Source organism: Pectobacterium quasiaquaticum (assembly GCF_014946775.2).
In the GTDB taxonomy this organism is placed as follows: Bacteria; Pseudomonadota; Gammaproteobacteria; order Enterobacterales; family Enterobacteriaceae; genus Pectobacterium; species Pectobacterium aquaticum.
Genome location: NZ_CP065177.1, coordinates 2,635,769 through 2,653,433 on the forward strand (window position 1 = coordinate 2,635,769; position 17,665 = coordinate 2,653,433).

Annotated in this window: 14 protein-coding genes; 2 read left to right on the forward strand and 12 right to left on the reverse strand. The window is 53.8% G+C overall.

Annotation, left to right across the window (positions count from 1 at the left end; translation table 11 throughout):
- Positions 1 to 29: 29 nt before the first annotated feature.
- The 10 genes from IG609_RS12055 to lolC all read right to left on the reverse strand — a co-directional run bounded on the left by IG609_RS12055 (position 30) and on the right by lolC (position 9,659).
- On the reverse strand, positions 30 to 521 hold the full coding sequence (locus tag IG609_RS12055; RefSeq protein WP_193400587.1) for a C40 family peptidase: 492 nt from the start codon (positions 519 to 521) through the stop codon (positions 30 to 32).
- A 144-nt stretch (positions 522 to 665) separates the two neighbouring features.
- A complete protein-coding gene (btuD, locus tag IG609_RS12060; RefSeq protein WP_193397108.1) occupies positions 666 to 1,442 on the reverse strand; it encodes a vitamin B12 ABC transporter ATP-binding protein BtuD in 777 nt (258 codons plus the stop codon).
- Entirely contained in the window at positions 1,443 to 1,994 is a 552-nt protein-coding gene (locus IG609_RS12065; protein ID WP_193397109.1) for a glutathione peroxidase, read from the reverse strand. It abuts the gene before it with no gap.
- Between the two features lie 52 nt (positions 1,995 to 2,046).
- Positions 2,047 to 3,084 carry a vitamin B12 ABC transporter permease BtuC gene (gene btuC / locus IG609_RS12070; protein WP_193400585.1) on the reverse strand — a complete coding sequence of 346 codons (1,038 nt, stop codon included), beginning with the start codon at positions 3,082 to 3,084 and terminating at the stop codon, positions 2,047 to 2,049.
- A gap of 172 nt (positions 3,085 to 3,256) precedes the next feature.
- Positions 3,257 to 4,021 (reverse strand): class I SAM-dependent methyltransferase, encoded by a 765-nt coding sequence (locus tag IG609_RS12075; protein ID WP_193400584.1) that lies wholly within the window; start codon positions 4,019 to 4,021, stop codon positions 3,257 to 3,259.
- Between the two features lie 672 nt (positions 4,022 to 4,693).
- A complete protein-coding gene (gene cobB / locus IG609_RS12080) occupies positions 4,694 to 5,524 on the reverse strand; it encodes a Sir2 family NAD+-dependent deacetylase (protein ID WP_102117807.1) in 831 nt (276 codons plus the stop codon).
- An 11-nt stretch (positions 5,525 to 5,535) separates the two neighbouring features.
- Positions 5,536 to 6,450, reverse strand: a complete 915-nt coding sequence (gene nagK, locus IG609_RS12085) for an N-acetylglucosamine kinase (protein ID WP_193400582.1) — start codon at positions 6,448 to 6,450, stop codon at positions 5,536 to 5,538.
- Between the two features lie 62 nt (positions 6,451 to 6,512).
- A complete protein-coding gene (lolE, locus tag IG609_RS12090; RefSeq protein ID WP_193400580.1) occupies positions 6,513 to 7,760 on the reverse strand; it encodes a lipoprotein-releasing ABC transporter permease subunit LolE in 1,248 nt (415 codons plus the stop codon).
- Complete coding sequence (gene lolD / locus IG609_RS12095) at positions 7,757 to 8,464, reverse strand: lipoprotein-releasing ABC transporter ATP-binding protein LolD (RefSeq protein ID WP_193397114.1); 708 nt, start codon at positions 8,462 to 8,464, stop codon at positions 7,757 to 7,759. Before lolD ends, lolE begins: the two co-directional genes overlap by 4 nt.
- Positions 8,457 to 9,659: a lipoprotein-releasing ABC transporter permease subunit LolC gene (lolC, locus tag IG609_RS12100; RefSeq protein WP_193397115.1), complete on the reverse strand. Its 1,203-nt coding sequence runs from the start codon at positions 9,657 to 9,659 to the stop codon at positions 8,457 to 8,459. The genes lolD and lolC overlap by 8 nt, the downstream gene beginning before the upstream one ends.
- 142 nt (positions 9,660 to 9,801) lie before the next feature.
- On the opposite strand from lolC, the gene mfd reads away from it, so the two are divergent.
- The gene (gene mfd, locus IG609_RS12105; RefSeq protein ID WP_193400577.1) at positions 9,802 to 13,254 is read left to right on the forward strand and encodes a transcription-repair coupling factor; all 3,453 of its coding nucleotides are present in this window, start codon (positions 9,802 to 9,804) and stop codon (positions 13,252 to 13,254) included.
- Between the two features lie 325 nt (positions 13,255 to 13,579).
- Positions 13,580 to 14,932, forward strand: a complete 1,353-nt coding sequence (gene yegD / locus IG609_RS12110) for a molecular chaperone (RefSeq protein WP_193399893.1) — start codon at positions 13,580 to 13,582, stop codon at positions 14,930 to 14,932.
- A 92-nt stretch (positions 14,933 to 15,024) separates the two neighbouring features.
- Here the strand turns inward: yegD and IG609_RS12115 are convergent, their stop codons facing one another.
- Together IG609_RS12115 and IG609_RS12120 are read right to left on the reverse strand one after the other, a co-directional pair.
- Positions 15,025 to 15,564 (reverse strand): glycine zipper 2TM domain-containing protein, encoded by a 540-nt coding sequence (locus IG609_RS12115; protein ID WP_095699857.1) that lies wholly within the window; start codon positions 15,562 to 15,564, stop codon positions 15,025 to 15,027.
- Positions 15,565 to 16,022: 458 nt separating this feature from the next.
- Positions 16,023 to 17,327, reverse strand: coding sequence for an NAD(P)/FAD-dependent oxidoreductase (locus IG609_RS12120; RefSeq protein WP_040031690.1), 1,305 nt, complete (start codon positions 17,325 to 17,327; stop codon positions 16,023 to 16,025).
- Positions 17,328 to 17,665 lie beyond the last annotated feature (338 nt).

Here is a 17,665-nt window from a genome sequence, read left to right on the forward strand (position 1 = left end):
TGTCAACAAAACAAAATAAGGAAATGGAATTAGATGCGGCGGGCCTGCCAGTACGCCCGTTTCCAGTACACGTTATCTAGCGACGAGCGGATGACACCCTGACTGGTGGAAGCATGAATAAACTGGTCGTCTTTGTCATAAATGCCGACGTGCAGCTCACTGCTGCCGCTGCCGGTTTTGAAAAAGACCAAATCACCCGGTAACAGATTTTCACGGTCAACGCGCTCACCCAGTTCGGTTTGTGCTTCCGTGGTGCGCGGCAACTGCATGCCAAACTTATCGCGAAACGTCAGGTAGACGAAGCCGGAACAATCGACGCCGTTACGATCCAACCCGCCATAGCGATAAGGTGTTCTGTACCATTGCCCCAGTTGGTCGTTTAGCTGCTCCATCACCATAATCGAATCGCTCAGACGCGAATTCGGCGGCGGATTGTGCCGACTACTGCTACAGCCGACCAACATCAGGCTGGCGAGGAGCAAACCAGATCGTAGGAGCAAACCAGATCGTAAACGTATCATGCGCGATTACCATAAAACCGCCGATGCCATAGGCTGACAGCGTTTGAAAATACTAGGTATTGGATTAATTTAGCGTTTAATCGAGGTAGCTGGCAAGTAAAGGCGATTTTTCCTATTTTCTGACGACACCATTTTCTTACAGCGCTAGGCGCTGCGCGTGATGATCCAGTTTCTGCCATCAACCACGTGCCGCTGAAACGCGACACCAAATACAGGAGACAGCACCTCCGGCAGCATGACCTCCGCCGTCTCGCCATTCGCCACCAGTGCGCCTTCTGACAGCAGCCACACGCGATCCGCATGATGGGCGCTGTGGTTCAGATCGTGTGCGCAAACCACGACGGTGATACCCAAACGACAGAGTTCACTCAGTAACGCATCCAGAGCCACCTGCTGAGCCACATCTAAGCTGTTGGTCGGTTCATCCAACAGCAGCAAACGCGCGTGCGGATTGACCGTCGGCCAAATCTGCAACAGCGCCGCCACCAGCCGAACGCGCTGCCACTCGCCTCCCGACAGTTGCGTAAGTGGGCGCGCCAGTTTGTCAGTTAACATCAGGCGTTCTGCCAGAAAATGTACCACCTTTCCGACCGCGAACTCCTCAGCCAGCGGCGGTTGATGCCGTTGCCAATACTGGAATACCGGCATCAGCGCCAGCGGCGGTTGTTGCTGTGCCAGATAGGCGCGTCGCACAGCCAGATCCGCTGCCGTATACTGCGACAACGGCGTGCCGGCCAGATAGACCTCGCCTTCCCCTGCCAGTAAGCCAGCCGATCTTGCCAGCAGGGTACTCTTTCCTGCGCCGTTCGGGCCGATGATGTGCAGCAATTCTCCACGACGACACTCCGCACTCGTCGGTGACAAACGCGGCGAGGCACCAGCCTGCCGCAACTGTAATACCGAGGAAATCTGCTGCGTCACTTATTTTGCCAGCGCCTCTTCGATCGCATTCACGATGGCGTCATGGTCTGGTGCCATATCCGGCGCAAAACGCTCAATCACCAGCCCTTCACGATCCACCAGGAATTTTTCGAAGTTCCACAGGATGTCTTCTGGATTCTTGGGTTTACGGCCTTTATTGACCAAACGCGCAAAAAAGTCACTTTTCCAGGTTCCATTGGCTTCTGGTTGCTGACGAATCAATAACTGGTACAGCGGGTGACGGTTCTCGCCATTCACTTCAATTTTGCTGAACATCGGAAACTGAACGCCAAACGTCCCACGGCAGAATTCCTGAATTTCTGCTTCCGAGCCCGGTTCCTGTCCTGCAAATTCATTGGAGGGGAATCCCAGCACGACCAGACCTTTGTCGCGATAGGTTTCGTAGAGTTTTTCCAACGCGTCATATTGTTTAGTCAGGCCGCATTGAGAGGCGACATTGACGACTAACGCCACTTGCCCTTTAAACACCTCAAACGTTGTCGCTTTCCCGTCGATGGTGGTCAGCGGAATAGTATAGATTTCAGTGCTCATCGTTTTGATCCTTTTGTTGGTAAAAATCAGCCGCGTCAGCAAGATAGACGAGCTAGAGTCGATTACGTAATAACAGCCAGATAAACCATGGCGATCCCAGCGTAGCGGTAACCACGCCTATCGGCAACTCGGCTGAACTTAGCACAATACGCGCAACGGTATCCGCCAGTAGCAGAACACCGCCGCCGGCCAACGCACATCCGGTCAATAAATAGCGCTGATCGGTCAGCCCGCACAGCCGCAACATATGTGGGATCACCAGGCCAATAAACGCAATGATGCCGGCCAGCGCCACGCTCAACCCGACCTGTACGCCCATCACCAGCACGAGAATCGTGCGCCAGCGATAGACCGGAATGCCCAACTGACGCGCCTGAATCTCACCAAGCGCCAACCCGTTCAGTACCGCGCCCTGACGACTCAGCCACAGCAGCAGCGGCAAGAGCGTCAACATCAGCCAGCCATGTCGCCAGTCAATGCCACTGAAACCGCCCATCATCCAGTACATCAGTTGGCGTAAGTCGAGGCTGGTACTGAAATAGACGGCCCAGGTCATCACCGCGCTACAGATAATCCCGAGCGCAATGCCGATGAGTAATAAGCGGGTGTTGGAAATATGACGACGGGCAAAATGGAGTAACAGAAAGGTAATCAGCAGCGCACCAGCTATCGCACTCAGGCTTAACATCCAGACAGGCAGCAATCCCTGCCCCAGCAGTACCGTCAGCACCAAGGCCATGCCTGCGCCGTTGGCAACGCCCAGCAGCCCCGGTTCTGCCAGCGGATTATCAAAGACGGCCTGCATCACGGTACCCGACATCGCCAGACTCGCCCCCACCAGCATTACGGCCAGCGTTCTGGGCAAACGCAACTGCCAGACAAAGAGCTGCTGAGCGTCATCCAGCCAGGCCATCGGCCAAATCCAGCGCTCCCCCGCGCACAGGCTGACGACCAGCGTGAATGCGAGAAACGCCAACAGCAGTGCCAGACTCCGGCGATCGCGTCTGTACTGCTGTTGTTTTAGCTGGCTGTAATGGGGTAACTGCGTCGCATGCTTTAGCGGGATATCACCCGGCGATAATGGCTGCATTGTTCACCGTAACAAGGAATCCAGCGCAATAAAAAGCGCAATGAAGAGAACACACTGTGACGGCTGCAACCGCATGAGGCGTCTCTAAATATTGTCACGTATGTTAAACGATTTCGCCTGTCTTACACGCTTTTTCCTTGTTACCGCGACGCAATCAAAATGAATGTGGCCATTACTTGGTACTGCATACCGCAATATAGTTAAGCTGGTTTCGATTGCGGCGGAAGGTATGAAACATGTTGAAGAACATGCTGCGATTTTCTTTTTTCAGCGCATTTTTTACGATGCGTGCCGCCCCCACTACGCCTTCATCATAAATCAGCCCTTGTGGCGTCAGCAGCGTCATTGCACCGTTATCGTAGCTGACCTTGCTAAAACCACATTCCTGAAACAGCGTCACCCAGCGCTCACGCAGCATCGGCTGAGCATGCACGTTGATCGCTTTGTGCATCTGTTCCACCGCCTGCAAGGCCCCGGTATCCTTCTCGGAAAGCAGCATGATGTCATGGGTAATCAGGCGGCCACCCGGTTTCAGCACGCGATAATATTCGGCAATAATGCGGCTCTTGGCCTTGTCGGCATACATCGTCAGCATGGCCTCATTAATCACCACGTCAAAGTGATTATCGGGAAACGGCAGCTCCAGCGCATTCGCCTGCATAATCGTGACCTGCGATGCCAGGCCGTTCGCTGCAACATTCTCCTGCGCCTTCTGTAGCGCCACTTTATCCATATCCGCGCCAATGACCTGACAGCCAAAACGACGCGCAATTTCCATCGCCGTGGTGCCCATATTGCAGGCGACTTCCAATACGACGCTGTCTTGCCGGAACCCAGCCTGACTGAGCAGCCATTCAGTTGCCTTTCTACCGCCGGGGCGCAGACGTTTTTTCCCCAATCGGGCTAAAAATTTATGTCCTGCTTCATGATCGCTCATACTCTGTTCTCCAATTCAGCATGCCGTGATTTTGCTTGCCGAATCCATGCAAGTGATTATTATTTTCATTTACTGGCCTAATGGTAATACCAGCCTCCGAGAGGGCAAATGACATTTGTCAAAAAAACGCTATCGCTCGATGAATACGGCGAGGTGCTGTTTCAGCATGACTGGATGCGCGGTGAAGGAGTCATCACGTGGAATTGTGCGATCTGAATTATCTGAAAACGCTGGCTGCCGAGGCCCGACGGACATTCTGATCGATCTAAGCCTTTGTCGATTCAGGCATGGCAAGCGGATAGAACAATTTTGGATATATTTTTTGACAATTGTCATTCCCGCATCAGCGTATTATCAACTACGCTTAGCTTACATTAATGAGAATAAATCTCATTAATGCATTTGTCTTTCATAAGACATCGTGAGGGTAACGCTATGCTGGGATTTTTCCGACGAACCTTATCTTTTCATGGAACACGGCCGCCGCATCCGCAGGCGGCCTCGCCGACAGAAACCGCTGCGTATGTTCGCTGTAGCGAGAGTGAATATTGTTTCTTTAACCACGCCGCCATGTTGCCGTTCGATCAGCTTGACGAATGTTGCTGCAGCAACGATCGGCAAGAGAAAACGCCATCTTTACATGATTCATGACGTTTTCATTTTTGCTGACGCCTAGAACTTGATACTTTTGCCACGCGTCATCCAGGCAGCGACAAACTCGGGCACCACGGCGCTAGCGGGACCGTACATTTTTTCATCAAACTGGCTTTCTACCTGGCTGGGCTCCAGATTCAGTTCTAGCGTGTAGGCACCGTGCGAATGAGCCTCATGGACAAAACCCGCGGCAGGATAGACATGTCCCGATGTGCCAATCGCAATAAAGTAATCGGCCTGCGACAGCGCATGGTAAATCTTGTCCATGTGCAGCGGCATTTCACCAAACCACACCACATGCGGGCGTAACGGCGCGGGAAATTGACAGCAATGGCAGCGTTCACCGACGGCAAGATCGTCTGTCCACTCAAAAATTTGCCCACTTTGGCTACAGCGGATTTTCAGTAGCTCACCGTGCATATGAATCACGCGCTGGCTGCCAGCACGTTCATGCAGGTTATCGATGTTTTGTGTAATCAGCAGGAAATTGTCTTCCAGCATCGCTTCCAGATTCGCCAACGCCAGATGTGCGGCGTTGGGCACAATTTCCGGCTGCTGTAGCTGACGACGACGGGCATTATAAAACGCCTGCACCAGCTCGGGGTTACGCTGAAAGCCTTCAGGCGTCGCAACATCCTCAACACGGTGCTCTTCCCACAAACCATCGGCTGCACGAAAGGTACGGATGCCCGATTCCGCTGAAATACCGGCGCCCGTCAGTATCACCACGCGCGGTTTTTTCACTTCGCTTGCTGCCAGATAGTCACGATGGAAAATACGCGCACGAAGACGCTGTTGCCGCATACGCTTTCCCTTATGAAAACGCCCTAATCGTTGACGCGTATACATACTTTCTCCAGCTAGTTATCCATTAAATGTAGCAACGCCGCGCCACGGACACCGCCCGCATCGCCATAACGCGCTTTCTCTATGCGTGGCAGTTTCGCAATTGGTAAAAGTCGTGAAGGAAGGCGCGTCGGCAGAATTTGGTAAATTTCATCAAAATTCGACAGTCCACCGCCCAACACCAAGAGGTGCGGATCGAACAGGGTCAGCAGATTGCCCAAACAGGCCGCCAGCAAATCCATAAAGCGATCGACAAATTCCATCGCCTTTTCTTCTCCGCCACGATAGTGCCGGATAATCGTCACCGCAGGCAGCGCTTCGCCATGCAGGTGTTCGTACAGCCATTCAAAACCACGGCCGGAAATATAATTTTCGATACAGCCTAATTGACCGCAGCCGCACTTCACGCGGGGAATATCCACGCCGATGATATCCAGCGCGTCGGACGGCAGGCGGAGATGACCGAACTCGCCCGTGATACCGTTACGCCCGTCGACCGGACGTCCGTTAATCACCAGACCACCACCTAGCCCCGTACCTAAAATCATGCCCAGCACGACAGGATAGGAACGAAACTCCACATCCCAGGCTTCCGACAGCACAAAGCAGTTGGCGTCGTTGTTAATACGAATATCTCGCTGCAAACGCTGCGACAAATCCGTACGCAGCGGTTTTCCCATCGTCGCAGGCAGGTTAGCGGTGAATAGCGCACCGTCGTTACCTGTCTCCATGCCCGGTACGCCGAGACCGACTTTCCCCTGCATACCAACCTGAGCGTCAGCTTCATGCACCAGATCGACCAGCGTCGTGAGTAGGTCATCATAATTATTGCGCGGCGTCGGCACCCGCTTTTGCCACACCTTGTTCAACGCCGCGTCGAACACGCCCAGCTCAATTTTCGTGCCGCCCATGTCAAAACCGTAGTACATGAGTGCTCCTCCCACGCGATAGGGACTATCCCCATCATCTCTCAAGCCGCATGTGCGTTGGCTTACTGTCCGCTCAACACGCGGGCAGGATCAATCCGGCTGGCGCGTCGCGCCGGATACCAACTGGCAATCAAACTCAGCACCAGCGACGTGCCCAATACGATAAAGACGTCCAGCAGATGCAATTCTGACGGCAGGAAATCAATAAAATAGATATCTCCGGACAGCAGTTTATGGCCGATGAGTGCTTCAATACCGCGAATAATCGGCGTCAGTTGCAAGGTCACAATCACACCGATCACCGCGCCTATCACGCTACCCAGCAGCCCAGCCAATAGCCCGTACCAAATAAAGATAGCCCGAATCAACCCGTCTGGGGCTCCCAGCGTACGCAAGACCGCAATGTCGCTACTTTTATCCTTTACCGCCATCACCAGCGTTGACACAATATTAAAACAGGCCACGCCAATCACTAGAATCATCGCCAGATACATGATGGTTCTCACCATCTGAATGTCCCGGTACATATAACCATAGGTGCCAATCCAACTGCGAATAGTGACATAAGCATTCGTGACTTCGCCCGCATCGCGCACCAGTTTATTGGCGGAAAACACGTCATTGGCTTTGATGGCGATCCCCGTTACGCTCTGCCGCATGTCCAGATATTGCTGGGCATCCACCAACGGAATCAGCGCTAAGCCGTGATCGAGCTGGCCGCTCAGTTGTAAAATACCGCTGACGTGCAACCGGATACGTTTCGGCTGCATCAGCTTCATTTCCGGGTCACTGTTCGGGATCATCACTGTAACCCAGTCGCCTTCCGCCACATTCAGCGCTTTTGCCACACCTTGCCCAATGATGACCTGCTGTTCTCCCGCACGGAACCGCTGCCAAGCGTCATTAAGCACATAGTTGGGCAGCGCGCTAAGACGTTTCTCCTGCTGCGGATCGACACCTTTTACCTGAACCGCCTGAAGCTTGGCGCCGTTCTCCAGCAGCCCAGTGAAATTGATATAAGGTGCCGCGGCCGCCACACCGGGCACTTGTTCTATTTTCGGAAGAATATCCTGCCAGCCGTCGAAAGGCTGATTGACTGGTGCGATCTCGCCGTGCGGAACCACGGCCAAAATGCGGTTGTTCAGTTCGCGCTCAAAGCCATTCATCGCGCTCAGGCCAAGAATCAACACCGCCACGCCGAGGGCAATCCCGAGCGTTGAAATGACCGAAATCAGCGAAACCATGCCGCCACGCCGACGACCGCGGCTAAAGCGCAGGCCAATCAGCAACGAGAGCGGAGGAAATCTCATTGCCGCGCTCCTATCAGGGTCAGTTCCTGCTGCAACTGACCGTCGCGCATTTCCAGTTGGCGGTTCAGTCGGCTAGCCAATTGCAGGTCATGCGTCACCACCAGAAAGGCAGTGCCCTGCCGGACATTCAGCTCTCCCAGCAGTTCAAAAATGGTGTCTGTCGTACGCTGATCGAGGTTCCCCGTTGGCTCATCGGCCAACACCAGCGACGGGCTGTTAACCAGCGCCCTGGCAATCGCGACACGTTGCCGCTCACCGCCGGACAGTTCAGACGAACGGTGGTGGCTGCGCGCCTCCAGCCCGACAGCCGCCAGCATTTCGCGTGCTTTATCCCGCGCCTGTGACGTCGGCACTTTGCCAATCAGCAATGGCATCGCTACGTTTTCCAACGCAGTGAAATCCGGTAGCAGATGATGGAACTGATAAATAAAGCCCAGCTCGCGATTGCGTAAATCCGCTTTTGCCGCCGCAGAGAACGAATTCAACGGCTGGCCTTTAAAGATAACCTCACCTGACGTCGGCGTATCCAACCCGCCCAGCACATGCAGCAACGTACTTTTGCCCGAACCAGAGCTTCCGACGATGGCCATCATCTCGCCGCTGCTCATTTCAAATGAGACATCGCGTAACACGTCGGTAGACAGTTTGCCGTCCTGATAGCGCTTGGACAGCTTAGTACACTGCAATAACGGTAAATCATTCATAACGTAAAGCCTCAGCGGGTTGAACGGCGGCAGCGCGCCATGACGGGTAAAGTGTCGATAAGAGGGCAATCACCATCGCGGAAATAGCGATCGTCACGACCTGCACAGGGTCGATCGCCACCGGCAATGCGGCACCATCCAGCAAGACGCCCAGTATCGGCATCAGCGTATTCAGTTGGCTGGCCAATAGCGTCCCCAGCACTGCCCCTAACAGCGCGCCAATAACGCCAGCGCTCCCCCCTTGCACCATAAACACCGCCATAATCTGACGTTGAGTCAGCCCCTGCGTTTGCAGAATGGCGACTTCTCCCTGTTTTTCCATCACCAGTAAACCCAGCGAGGTAATAATATTGAACGCAGCCACCGCGACGATCAGGCTGAGCAACAGCCCCATCATATTTTTTTCCATGCGCACGGCCTGAAACAGCTCGCCTTTACGCTCACGCCAGTCTTTCCAGACCGTGCCTTCTGGCAGCGTTTGTGTGCTCAGCGTATCAACCAACAGCGGCTTTTCCAGCCACAAACGCCAGCCGGTAATGTGGTTCGCCGGATAGCGCATCAGCCGTGAGGCATCCTGCTGATTCACCAACAGTTGGTAGCTATCCACTTCGCTGTTGGCGGCAAAGGTCCCGGCAACGGTGAAAATACGCTGGCTGGGGATACGCCCCATCGGCGTCAGTTGGCTGGCGCTCGTTACCATCATGCGAATTTGATCGCCAGCTTTAACGCCCAACTGTGCAGCCAGTTTATCGCCCAGAATGGCCTGATATTGACCGGATTGCAGTTGCTGCTGTTTGACGTTAACCAGGTAGCGTGACAGCGGCTCCTGTTCGTCAGGATCAATGCCTAACATCACACCCACGGCAACGCTGCGGGCGCTTTGTAGCACCACATCGCCCGTCGTCAGCGGCGCAACGCGCGTTACGCCTTCCAGCGAGTTTAAGGAGGAAACGGGAATCAACGCTGGGTTCAGCGAACCTTGCGGCGTAGAGATAACCGCCTGCGGCATCACGCCCAGAATATTGCCTTCCAGTTCGCGCTCGAAGCCATTCATCACGGACAGCACGGTGACCAGCGCCATCACGCCCAGCGTGATACCAATGGCGGATAACCAAGAGACAAACCGGCCGAAGCGGTCTGATGCGCGCCCACGCATGTAGCGCAGGCCAATAAATAAAGCGACAGGTTGATACATGAAATCCGTCTGGATAAGGTTGCCAAAGCAAAGTGATCAAGGATAATAAAGGGTAGTACTGCTTTATGGAACCCTAACACCCTCACTCTACGGCTTTTTCTTATTCCTGGCCGGATGCAGGGAGGCGAGACCCGATAATCAGATGATGCCTGAAAATTACCGTTATTCGCTGCCGCCCAAAGCGGGTGAGCAGCGCCTGCTGGGCCAGTTAACCGGTGCTGCCTGCGCCGTTGAATGTGCAGAAATCATTGAACGCCACGCCGGGCTGGTGGTGCTTATCGCGCCGGATATGCAAAACGCTCTACGATTGCGTGATGAAATTCAGCAATTTACCGACCAGCACGTCACCACCCTGCCTGACTGGGAAACGCTGCCCTACGATAGTTTTTCTCCGCATCAGGAAATTATTTCGACCCGCCTTTCCACGCTCTATCAATTGCCCAATATGACGCGCGGCGTCCTAATTCTGCCGGTCAACACGCTGATGCAGCGCGTTTGTCCGCACAGTTTCCTGCACGGCCATGCGCTGGTGTTGAAAAAAGGCCAGCGCCTCTCGCGCGATAAGCTGCGTTCACAGTTGGAGCAGGCGGGCTACCGCAGCGTCGATCAGGTCATGGAACACGGTGAATATGCCACGCGCGGCGCGCTGCTGGATCTGTTTCCGATGGGGAGCGAAGAGCCCTACCGTATCGATTTCTTTGACGACGAGATCGACAGCCTGCGCCTGTTCGATGTGGATACCCAGCGCACGCTGAATGAAGTGCAGTACATTAATCTGCTGCCTGCACACGAATTCCCGACCGATAAAACCGCCATCGAACTTTTCCGCAGCCAGTGGCGCGAGCAGTTCGAGGTACGACGCGATGCCGAGCACATTTATCAGCAAGTTAGCAAAGGCGTCTGGCCTGCCGGGATCGAATACTGGCAGCCGTTATTCTTCAGCGAACCACTGCCATCGCTGTTCAGCTATTTCCCGAACAACACGCTGCTCGTTAACACCGGTAATCTTGAACAGAGCGCCGAGCGTTTCTGGCAGGATATTCAGCAGCGTTTTGAAAGCCGTCGTGTCGATCCGATGCGACCACTGTTGCCATCAGACTCTCTTTGGCTGCGCGTAGACAGCCTGTTCGCTGAGTTGAAGGAATGGCCACGCGTGCAGTTGAGAACTGATACGCTGCCAGAGAAAGCCGCCAACGTGAACCTGGCCTACCTGCCGTTGCCGGATCTCGCCATTCAGCATCAGCAGAAATCCCCGCTAGATACGCTACGCCGCTTTATCGAACAGTTCGACGGTCAGGTCATTTTCTCCGTCGAGAGCGAAGGCCGCCGTGAAACGCTGCAAGAGCTGCTGGCGCGTATCAAACTGAACCCGACGCTCATCAATACGCTGGAACAGGCACAGGAGCGTGGCACTTATCTGATCATCGGTGCCAGCGAACACGGTTTTATCGACACACTGCGTCAGCGCGCGTTGATCTGCGAAAGCGATCTGCTGGGTGAGCGCGTCAGCCGTCGTCGTCAGGATAATCGCCGCACGATCAATACCGATACGCTGATCCGCAATCTGGCAGAACTGCGGCCGGGGCAGCCCGTCGTTCATCTCGAACACGGCGTGGGTCGCTATGCTGGGCTGACTACGCTAGAAGCCGGTGGAATCAAGGCCGAATACCTGATTTTGACCTATGCGGGTGAAGACAAACTGTATGTTCCTGTTTCCTCACTGCATTTGATCAGCCGCTACGCGGGCGGTGCCGATGAGAATGCGCCGCTGCATAAACTGGGGGGCGATGCCTGGTCACGCGCGCGGCAAAAAGCGGCAGAAAGGGTGCGCGATGTCGCCGCCGAACTGCTTGACATTTATGCCCAGCGTGCGGCGAAAAGCGGCTTTTCCTTTAAGCATGACAAAACACAGTATCAGCTTTTCTGCGAAAGTTTCCCCTTCGAAACCACGCCCGATCAGGCGCAGGCCATCAACGCCGTGCTGAGCGACATGTGCCAGCCGCTGGCGATGGATCGTCTGGTCTGTGGCGATGTCGGCTTTGGGAAAACCGAAGTGGCGATGCGCGCCGCCTTTTTAGCGGTTGAAAACCATAAACAAGTTGCCGTTCTGGTGCCGACAACGCTGTTGGCACAGCAGCACTTTGACAACTTCCGCGATCGCTTTGCCAACTGGCCGGTGAAGATTGAAATGATCTCCCGCTTCCGCAGCGCGCGTGAACAAACTCAGGTGCTAAAGGAAACTCAAGAAGGCAAAGTCGATATTCTGATTGGCACCCATAAGCTGTTGCAGAGCGACGTGCACTGGCGCGACTTAGGGTTGCTGATTGTGGATGAAGAGCATCGCTTCGGCGTGCGTCACAAAGAGCGCATCAAAGCGATGCGGGCAGATGTCGATATCCTTACGCTGACCGCTACGCCGATTCCGCGCACGCTCAACATGGCCATGAGTGGAATGCGCGACTTGTCGATCATCGCCACGCCGCCAGCCCGCCGTTTAGCGGTGAAAACGTTCGTGCGCGAATATGACAATCTGGTGGTGCGCGAAGCGATTCTGCGTGAAATTCTGCGCGGCGGACAAGTGTATTACCTCTATAACGACGTAGAAAATATCGAGAAAGCCACCCAGCGACTGGCAGAGCTGGTGCCGGAAGCACGTATCACGATCGGCCACGGCCAGATGCGCGAACGCGAACTGGAACGGGTCATGAACGACTTTCATCACCAGCGTTTTAACGTGCTGGTGTGTACCACGATCATCGAAACGGGGATCGATATCCCGAGCGCTAACACCATTATCATCGAGCGTGCCGATCACTTCGGTCTGGCACAGTTGCACCAGTTGCGCGGTCGCGTCGGCCGTTCCCACCATCAGGCTTACGCCTACCTACTCACGCCGAATCCTAAAGCGATGAGCACCGATGCGCAGAAGCGTCTGGAAGCGATTGCCTCATTGGAAGACCTCGGCGCTGGTTTTGCGTTGGCAACGCACGATCTGGAAATCCGTGGCGCCGGTGAACTGCTCGGGGACGATCAGAGCGGACAAATGACCAGCGTCGGTTTCTCGCTCTATATGGAACTGCTGGAAAACGCCGTCGATGCGCTGAAAGCGGGCCGAGAGCCATCGCTGGAGGATCTGATCAACAGTCAGACCGACGTCGAACTACGTTTGCCTGCCCTGCTGCCCGATGATTTCATCCCTGACGTCAATATGCGCCTGTCGTTATACAAACGTATCGCCAGCGCGAAAACCACCGCCGAGCTGGATGAGCTGAAGGTCGAACTGATCGATCGCTTCGGTCTCCTTCCTGATGCAAGCCGCTATCTGTTGCAGATTGCCGCCTTACGTCAGCAGGCACAGACGTTGGGTATTCGTCGTATAGAAGGGAATGAAAAAGGTGGTTTTATCGAATTCAGCGAGAAAAATCGCGTCGATCCGTCCCATCTTATCGGCCTGTTACAGCGCGATCCGGGCACCTACCGTCTTGATGGCCCAACCCGCCTGAAATTCATGAAGGATTTAAGCGACCGTCCGCAACGCATCGAGTTTATCGGCTCACTGCTGGGGAACATGGCGCAACATACGCTGGCGGCGTAACTCGTTTTTACCACAGTAAACGGGAACCTCCGGGTTCCCGTGAGGTTGCTAACAAAATCCGTAGAGCGGGCGCAACGGATAGATCGTAAAGACGCTGCAAGTACGTCCATGTAAGCTCGGATTGCGCCATCCTTGGCGCAAACGCTTTACTCTTCTATTCCGTTACTCCCGTTCTCGTTCAATAAACAGGTTCGTCAACAGTCTGACAGGAATCTGCGGGTTCCAACCTCGTCAGCAAACATGTCTCTTTCACTTCATCCGCCTTTACAAGCACTGCCGTAACGCAGTAAAGTCGCCACCTTTTTTTATGGCATGGGGCACGACGATGTTTATCGGTTTTGACTACGGTACAGCCAACTGTTCAGTGGCGGTTATGGATGAAGGTACGCCACGGCTCCTGTCGCTGGAAAATGGCTCGCCTTATCTTTCTTCCCTGCTGTGCGCGCCCGTGCGCGAAGCGGTTAGCGAGTGGTTATGGCGACACCATCAGGTCAATGCCGAGGGTGAGAATGCGCTGCTGCTAAAGCGCGCCATCAGCTACAACCGCGAGGAAGATATTCGCGTGCAGGCGGATAGCGTGAAATTCGGACGTGATGCGTTGCGCCACTATATGGATGACCCGGAAGAGACGTGGTTCGTTAAATCACCAAAGTCCTTCCTCGGTGCCGTAGGGCTGAAAGCGCAGCAAATTGCGATGTTTGAAGATCTGGTCTGCTCCATGATGCTGCATATCCGCACGCAGGCGGAAAGTCAGCTTGACCAGTCTATTCGTCAGGCCGTCATCGGCCGCCCGATTAACTTTCAAAGTATCGGCGGCGAAGAAGCCAACCAGCAGGCGCAGGGGATTTTAGATCGCGCCGCCCACCGCGCCGGATTTGAAGACGTCGTCTTCCAGTTTGAACCCGTGGCCGCTGGGCTGGATTTCGAATCCACGCTGACGAAAGAAACGCGCGTGCTGGTCGTGGATATCGGCGGCGGAACCACCGACTGCTCCATGTTGCTGATGGGCCCAGAGTGGCACAAACAACACGAACGCACGCAAAGCCTCTTAGGACACAGCGGCTGCCGCGTTGGCGGTAACGATCTGGACATCATGCTCGCATTCAAACAGCTGATGCCGCTGCTTGGTATGAATAGCGAGACAGAAAAAGGCATCGCTCTGCCGATTATGACCTGGTGGAATGCGGTCGCGATTAACGATATTCCGGCACAAAAAGAGTTTCATAGCACCGCCAGCCGCGCGTTAATCAACGAAATGATCCGCGATGCGCGTCAGCCCGAGCTGGTGAAAAGACTGCTGACCGTCTGGCAACAGCGCCTGAGCTATCGTCTGATTCAACTGGCGGAAGAGAGCAAAATTGCGCTGTCCAACCAATCGGAAACGGCAGCGGATTTGCACTTTATCGAATCAGGTCTGGCAACGCGCATTCATGCTGATGAACTCAATGCCGCCATCGATAATCCGCTCATGCGTATTCAACAGCAGGTGACGCTGGCGCTAGAAACCAGTCAAACCCGGCCGGAAGTGATCTACCTGACTGGCGGTAGCGCACGTTCTCCCCTGCTGCGTCAGGCTATTCAGCAACTGCTTCCTGATATTCCTATCGCCAGCGGCAACGATTTTGGTTCCGTTACCGCCGGACTGGCGCGCTGGGCAGAGATAATGTTTCGACGTTAAAATGAAGGTATCAAAAACCGCGAGCACCATCTTCAGGTGTCTCGCGGTTTTTAGAGAGGGTGTCAGCGCAAAACCGTAGACGTTGAGGTCAATTAACTCTGTTGATTCAGGATCAACTGCCCGTTTCGATCTACTGGAATTTGTGTACCAGGATCGCGATCCATGCGGATTTTACCCTGCTGGTCGCCGATTTTATAGGTGACATCATAACCCAGAACTTTTTGTGATTTGTCGTACACCGTCTGACAGCGCTGTTGCTGCGTCGTGTACGTATCATTTTCCTGCATGCCGCTTTGTACACGGTTGCCCGCATAGCCGCCAGCCAGTGCACCTGCGACCGTTGCAACATCCTTACCGCGTCCGCCACCAAACTGGTGCCCCAAAACGCCCCCCGCTACGGCACCCAGTACCGAGCCTGCAATCTGGTTTTCATCCTGCACCGGACGACGGTGAGTCACATTGACATTACGGCATTCTTGACGAGGCGTTTTGACCGTTTCTTTAATGGGTGTTGCTGTTAGCACCTGTGCAAACTGGGGTTTAGAGGAAAAAACTTCCATACTCGCCACCGCTGCCACACCCAATGCCGCAGCCACACCAATACCTACACCCGCTAACATGGATTTGTTCACAGGATACCTCCCGAATCTATTCTCACGCATTCCCCACCTGCAATCCTGGCGAAACATTATTTTACGCCAACTCGCGTTTAACGCGATGAATCCGATGGTTCCTTCTGAATATCAGCATTCAGAATTTTCGACGTGCGTGCTACGCCATCTGTAAACAGTGCAAAGTCTGCACAATGTTTCACTCTCTCGCAATAAGACTAATTAACCAAAAGTGTCAGATTCGTAACATAAAACCGTCATTTGAGAATTATCTTAACTGGAATTGGTAATAGGGCGATATTTTATACTGCCATATCAGAGAAGTAGCCTATCGCGCTACGGCTCAGAAACAGGGGGTTGTGAGTAGATCGACGAAAAGAAAGGGCTACTGAGGAAGAATAAGATAGCCGCTGGCAGAAAAGAATACGGGCATGACATTGCGTTCATGCCCGTATCAGAAAGCGGTCAGCAGCGATGGATTAATGCAGCTTCAGACGCGGGCGAATAACTCGGTTGATCCCACCGACCAGCATCATCAAGCCGGTTTTGACATAGCCATGCAAAGCAACCTGGTGCATGCGATAGAGAGAGATATACACGAAACGTGCAATCCGCCCTTCTACCATCACGGAGCCCCGCATCAGGTTCCCCATCAGGCTGCCAACCGTACTGAATTTAGACAGCGAAACCAGCGAACCGTGATCTTTATAGACGTAAGGCTTCAGCGTTTGCCCGTTCAGCAACGCGATAATATTGCTGTGGCAGCGTGATGCCATCTGGTGAGCAGCCTGCGCACGTGGTGGAACAAAACCACCGCCTTCCTGCGGGCAGGAGGCGCAGTCGCCAATGGCGAAAATGTTGGGATCGCGCGTCGTCTGCAACGTCGGCTCAACCACCAGTTGGTTAATCCGGTTCGTTTCCAAACCTGCAATCTCTTTCATCGCATCCGGTGCCTTGATACCCGCCGCCCAAACCATTAGATCGGCTTCAATAAATTCACCGTCCTTGGTATTCAGACCGCCACTTTCTGCGCTGGTCACCATGGTTTTCGTCAGCACACGGACGCCAATGTTGTTCAACTCTTGATGCGCAGCCGCTGAAATACGCGGCGGCAGTGCAGGCAGAATACGTTCGCCCGCTTCCACCAGTGTCACATTCAGCGTTTGGTTATCCAGCCCGTCAAAGCCGTAGCTGTGCAGCTGTTTCACCGCGTTATGCAATTCCGCAGACAGTTCGACCCCTGTCGCACCGCCGCCCACAATCGCGATATTCACGCGCTCTTTTTCTTCCTGATTTGCTGTGAATTTCAGGAACAAATTCAGCATTTCATTATGGAAACGGCGGGCTTGTTTCGGGTTATCCAGGAAAATACAGTGATCTTTCACGCCCGGCGTGCCGAAGTCATTGGAGGCACTGCCTAATGCCACCACCAAAATGTCATACGGAATACGGCGCGCCGCAACCAGTACATCACCTTGCTCGTCACACACTTCAGCCAGTTGAATCTGCTGCTGCTCACGATCGATATCCGTCAACATGCCCAATTGGAACTGGAAATAGTGGTTGCGAGCATGGGCCAGATAGCTCAGCGCATCCATATCGTCGTCCAGTGAACCGGTTGCCACTTCATGCAGCAGCGGTTTCCACAGATGGCTGTGGTTGCGATCCACCAGCGTGATCTCCGCTTTTTTCTTGCGTCCTAACTTGTGGCCCAAACTCGTTGCGAGTTCAAGTCCGCCAGCTCCCCCGCCGACAATGACAATTTTTTTGGTTGGTGATGTCAAAATGACCCCCTAAAATGTGAACCAATCGTTAATAAAGAGTAAAAAAATAATATCCTTATATAACATAGGGTTCGCGTAAGTTAAGCCTGATATCTGCTGCAAGAATAGCACGCTAGGTTATTTGGTCATACCAAAATTGATATATATCAATTTATTTTGCTACGCAGGTTTTTAGCGAGAAAATTCCATCTTTATTTCAGTGGATTAGCGAAATTCGGTGGGAAGGGAAAATGCTGAATCGTGCGCAAATGCACCGTTGGATGAACTAAGAAAAGTAAATAAATTGCGTCATGCCTCCTGATCCCCTATCAAACAAGGGTATCAGAAGGAACGACAGC

What these genes read in the sequence shown, in the direction of transcription:
- lolE (WP_193400580.1), bottom strand. Translation starts at nt 7,760, where the DNA reads ATGAGATTTCCTCCGCTCTCGTTGCTGATTGGCCTGCGCTTTAGCCGC.
- IG609_RS12075 (WP_193400584.1), bottom strand. Translation starts at nt 4,021, where the DNA reads ATGAGCGATCATGAAGCAGGACATAAATTTTTAGCCCGATTGGGGAAA.
- btuC (WP_193400585.1), bottom strand. Translation starts at nt 3,084, where the DNA reads ATGCAGCCATTATCGCCGGGTGATATCCCGCTAAAGCATGCGACGCAG.
- cobB (WP_102117807.1), bottom strand. Translation starts at nt 5,524, where the DNA reads ATGTATACGCGTCAACGATTAGGGCGTTTTCATAAGGGAAAGCGTATG.
- nagK (WP_193400582.1), bottom strand. Translation starts at nt 6,450, where the DNA reads ATGTACTACGGTTTTGACATGGGCGGCACGAAAATTGAGCTGGGCGTG.
- lolD (WP_193397114.1), bottom strand. Translation starts at nt 8,464, where the DNA reads ATGAATGATTTACCGTTATTGCAGTGTACTAAGCTGTCCAAGCGCTAT.
- yegD (WP_193399893.1), top strand. Translation starts at nt 13,580, where the DNA reads ATGTTTATCGGTTTTGACTACGGTACAGCCAACTGTTCAGTGGCGGTT.
- lolC (WP_193397115.1), bottom strand. Translation starts at nt 9,659, where the DNA reads ATGTATCAACCTGTCGCTTTATTTATTGGCCTGCGCTACATGCGTGGG.
- mfd (WP_193400577.1), top strand. Translation starts at nt 9,802, where the DNA reads ATGATGCCTGAAAATTACCGTTATTCGCTGCCGCCCAAAGCGGGTGAG.
- IG609_RS12055 (WP_193400587.1), bottom strand. Translation starts at nt 521, where the DNA reads ATGATACGTTTACGATCTGGTTTGCTCCTACGATCTGGTTTGCTCCTC.
- IG609_RS12065 (WP_193397109.1), bottom strand. Translation starts at nt 1,994, where the DNA reads ATGAGCACTGAAATCTATACTATTCCGCTGACCACCATCGACGGGAAA.